The organism is Roseateles sp. (assembly GCF_044373315.1).
In the GTDB taxonomy this organism is placed as follows: Bacteria; Pseudomonadota; Gammaproteobacteria; order Burkholderiales; family Burkholderiaceae_C; genus JACDQM01.
Genome location: NZ_JBILQK010000181.1, coordinates 1 through 4047 on the forward strand (window position 1 = coordinate 1; position 4047 = coordinate 4047).

Annotated in this window: 4 protein-coding genes; 1 reads left to right on the forward strand and 3 read right to left on the reverse strand. The window is 65.7% G+C overall.

What is annotated here, in order from left to right; all coding sequences use genetic code 11:
- From ACIQ67_RS19955 to ACIQ67_RS19965, 3 genes are all read right to left on the reverse strand, one after another.
- Positions 1–542, reverse strand: a 542-nt coding sequence (locus tag ACIQ67_RS19955; protein ID WP_397536120.1) for an ESPR-type extended signal peptide-containing protein, incomplete at its 3' end; no start/stop codon positions are given.
- A gap of 190 nt (positions 543–732) precedes the next feature.
- Positions 733–1539, reverse strand: coding sequence for an efflux RND transporter periplasmic adaptor subunit (locus ACIQ67_RS19960; RefSeq protein ID WP_397536121.1), 807 nt, complete (start codon positions 1537–1539; stop codon positions 733–735).
- Positions 1536–3095: a TolC family protein gene (locus ACIQ67_RS19965; RefSeq protein ID WP_397536122.1), complete on the reverse strand. Its 1560-nt coding sequence runs from the start codon at positions 3093–3095 to the stop codon at positions 1536–1538. The genes ACIQ67_RS19960 and ACIQ67_RS19965 overlap by 4 nt, the downstream gene beginning before the upstream one ends.
- A gap of 515 nt (positions 3096–3610) precedes the next feature.
- Here ACIQ67_RS19965 and ACIQ67_RS19970 point away from each other — a divergent pair.
- Positions 3611–3868 carry a hypothetical protein gene (locus tag ACIQ67_RS19970; protein WP_397536123.1) on the forward strand — a complete coding sequence of 86 codons (258 nt, stop codon included), beginning with the start codon at positions 3611–3613 and terminating at the stop codon, positions 3866–3868.
- The last annotated feature ends 179 nt before the right edge of the window (positions 3869–4047 follow it).

Here is a 4047-nt window from a genome sequence, read left to right on the forward strand (position 1 = left end):
GAGCGGCCCTTCAGGTACTCGGCCACCTGTGCCAGCCCGTCGCGCGAGGCATCAAGCACCACCACCTCCACCCCAGGCCGAGCGCCGGCAAGCAGCGATTCGTAGTTCGCCACGCTCGGATCGACGAACATCACCTCGAGGCGCGCAGCGCCATCCGTCACCAGGGCCTCCTCCGCAACAGCGGCGGGAAGCACCTTCGCCGCGGCGAGCGGGGTCGTGCTGGCGCCGGCTTCCCGCGCGGCGATAGCTGCGGGCACGAACACGGTGTCCACCGGCCTGTCGAACATCGATGCTGCACCAGCGGCCGAAGCGACGGTTTCCACCGCAGCGCCGTCGAACATCAGCCGCGCCTCGAGCGCCAGCAACATCGGCCGCGGTCGGCTGATGCCTTGCTGTGCTGCGGACGGACCGCCCGACGGCATGAGGGCCGGCGCATCGACGGCGCTGCCGCCCGCTGATCTGTTGCTACGCTTCACGGTCTCGGCTGCGGCCACATAGGTGCGAGTGACCTCGCTCCAAACGCTTCGAAAAATTCGGTTCATGGGGGAAGCTCTGTGTTGGTGCAGATCGGTGCTTGCGGCGGCGCTGCTGGCAAGCTCAAGCCGAGCGCGGGGCCTTCAGCACGGGCCCACGCAGTTCGGAAGTCGAGCAAGCACGGATGAAGCGAACCAGCGGGGCGCCCGCCACGGGGCAGGCTTGATGGGTACAACAGGTGGGCACGGCTGCCAGGATTCAGAGCCCGGCCGGCGGCTGCATGTTCACGCGGCCGCTCATGCCCGAGATCAGATCGGGGAAGCGGCCATCGATGGTGGCGACCAGCTTCACCGACTGGCTCACCGGGTCCACCCGGGCGCCGATGCGTTGCACCCGCGCCGGGTAGGACTTGCGGGTTTCGTCGATATCAACCTGAAACCGGGTGCCGGCCTTGACCCAGGCGAGCCACTTGCTCGGCACCAAGAACTCGAGCTCCAGCACGCTGTCATCAATGATCTCGAGAATGGCCTGCCCGGGCTGCACATACTGCTGCTCGCGCACCTTCTGCTCGGCCACGCGCCCGGCAAATGGTGCGTTGATGCCGCACTTGCCCAGCATCGTGTTCATGGCCTCAAGCTCGGCCTGGTTCTTCGACACCTCAGCGGCCGACAGGTCGAGTTCGACCTTGCCGATCGAGTTCAATTCCGCCAGGCGCTTGTTCGACGCCAAGGTCGTCTCGGCGCCGTCGAGCGCCGCGCGGGCACGTTTCAGTTGCGACTGCTGCAGCGAACAGTCGAAGCTGACCAGCAACTGCCCGGCTCGAAATGCGCCGCCTTCGGCCACCGTAAGGCGGCTGATCTTGGCGCCAATCTCGGCGGCCAGCGTGGTGTAGCGGTGCGGTGCCAGTTGCGCGCGGATCTCGCGTTGCTCCAGGCTGGGCTTGAGCGGCGCCAGGCCCGCCGCTGCCGCCGTGCCGCGCGGAGCGTCGGCTGCAAAGGCAGGCGCTGCGCAGGCCAACAAGGCAAGGGCCAGCGTGGTGCGCCCCATCGTGACGGCCGTGGTCATGGCTGTGCCTCCCGCTTTGGGGCTGCGGGCGCGGCCAGCTCGCCGTTCTCCCATTTCGTGATCGCGCGGCCCACGACGGCTTGCAGCTCGGGCAGGCTCATGTCTTGCACGCTGCCGATGTCCGGCTCCATGCCGAGCGAGGCTTGCAGCTTGCTGGCGGCCGCATGCGCCTGGGCCTGGGCCTGGTAGCTGCGCAGCTGGCTGACAATGGCGGCCGTGCGGCTCGAAACGCGCTCCAGCTTGCTCGACGCCGAGGCTAGTTCGCGGTTGGCCATATGGCCTTCAAGGCGTTCGTCAACAGCCGCAATGTCGGCGCTGCGCTGGTACTGCTGCAGCGCATTGCTGAAGTGCAGGCGCGCAATATGCACCTGGGCCAGCACCGCCATTTGGGCGGCCATGCGGCGCTGGTCCGCCAGCGCCACGCCCGCCTCGGCCAGGCGGGATTGCGTTGGCAGCGAGAGCAAGTTCAGCAGGTTCAAGGAGAGCTGCGCGCCTGCCTCGTTCCACTGGTTGTGGATCAGGTACTGGTCGTCGTTGCGCTTGATGCTGTAGCCCAGGCTCAGGCCGGGGAACATGCGCAGCAGGATCTTGCGGGTTTCCTCGGTCGCGATGCGGGTGTTGTAGAACTGCTCGCGCAAGTCCGCGTTGCCGGCAATTGCCACTTCTTCCATGGTGTCAAGCGGCACCGACAAGATGCGCGCGCTCAGCCCCTGGGCAGGTTCTGCGACCTTCAGTTCAACGGCCAGCGGCGCATTGATCAGGCTCGCAAGTTCGAGCCGCGCGGTGGACAGTTCCTGCTCGATGGTTTCGAGCAGGCGCAGGTTCTCCAGCAGTTGCCGCTGATAGCGCAGCGCATCAATCGGCGAACGCAGGCGCTCGTTCTCCGCCTTGCGTGAATCAGCCAACCCTTCTTCGGCCAGCGCGATCACATCCTTCACTTCCTTGCGCAGCTTCTGCGCGCTGGCAGCGCGCCAGAAGGCCGTGCGCACATCCTGGATCAAGTTGTGCATGGCCTTGCGGCGGCGCTCGACCGCAATAAGCGCACGGTCTGCGTTCTGGCGCGCTCCGTAGTAGGACAGGCCGAAGTCAAGCACGTTCCAGCTCAGGCCCAGGTCGACGGTGCCATGGCTTTTGTCGCTGGAGATGAAGGGATTTGCGAGCGAGGGCTTGCCGGTGACTGAATCGACCGCGCGCGTGGTGGCGAATTCGCTGCGCGAGCTGTAGCCGGCAGCGGCCACAAGCTTGGGCAGCATGTCGTAGCGGCTGGCTTCGAACTGCCTGAACGCGATGGCCTCTTCCATCATGCGCGTGCGCCGTTCGAGGTTGTATTTCAGGCCGCGTGCAATGGCCTCTTCCAGGCCAATCACGGCCGGAATCGGCTCGACGCCACGTTGCGACTCCAGGCGGTCGCGCTGCGCCTGGATCTGGACCTCAGCAGCCGTCAGAGGCTGGGTCGCCACGCTGGCGCAGCCAGCCAGAACCAAGGCCATCGCTGCCGTGCCAAAGACGATGCCGGTGCGGCGGGTGCCGCTGGAAGTGAGTGTCTTTCTTTTCATTCTGGGGGGTGTGGCGTTGTGAACTTCGGCGCGCGGGCAGATGCGATGCGCGCCTGTCTTGAGACGTGCGCTCCATATCCAGTGCGGGGCAAAGCGCAGGTGCCAGGCTTCAACTCGATGGCGGGATGTGCCGCAGAAAGAATGCGCTGTTGAGCTGAGCCGTCCCGCATTCACAGAGGCACGAATCCGCTGTGTAGCAACTGGAAAACGGTCTGGGCTGGTTCCGCGCACTCGACCGATTGCGAGCGGCTGCCAGGCCTCAAATCTATGGGCGGTTGACGTGGCGGATTGGATCCTGAACAGATGGGGTAATGGCATGGCAGGCTTGCGTCTGCCGGGAGACTGAGCACCATGCTAACGCAGCTGAAGCTGCACCTGATTCGCTTGTGCGCCAAGCGCCCAGAGCGCCCCAGAACGACACACAACGAGTCGGCGCCATGGCCCGCGCGCAACGCGCTCCGACTGAGCTTCTTGCTGCCCCTCCCAAGCAGCTTCGCGAAACCGGTGAAGGTTCAGTGAGCCCCACACACCGAGCCCGCTTGCACAAGGCCTGTGAGGTGGTGGGTATCAGCGCCCGCACGTTGCAGCGCTGGGAGGCCCACCAAGGGCTGGACAGTGGCGATGGCAGGCCTGGGGCGCAGCGCCCTGCGTCCAGCAGCCAGCGCTTGGCCGTGGCCAGCAGTTCGGCCTTGGGGACGACCTCATGCACCAGACCAGCCTTCAACGCCGTAGCCGCGTCGGCGCTCTTGCCCTATCTGAAGCCCTCCACCTGATCAGTGTGCGGCTCTTCGTTCTTGCGCAGCCATCGGATGCAGGCAACCCAGCGCCATGGCGACCAGGCAGTCCAACATGGCGACGGATTCAAGCTTGGCCGGACTGTCTTCCAGCAGCGAGCGGATCACACTTCTCAATCCCTGGCCAAGCAAGTAGGCCGCCAGCTCTGGATGCGGTG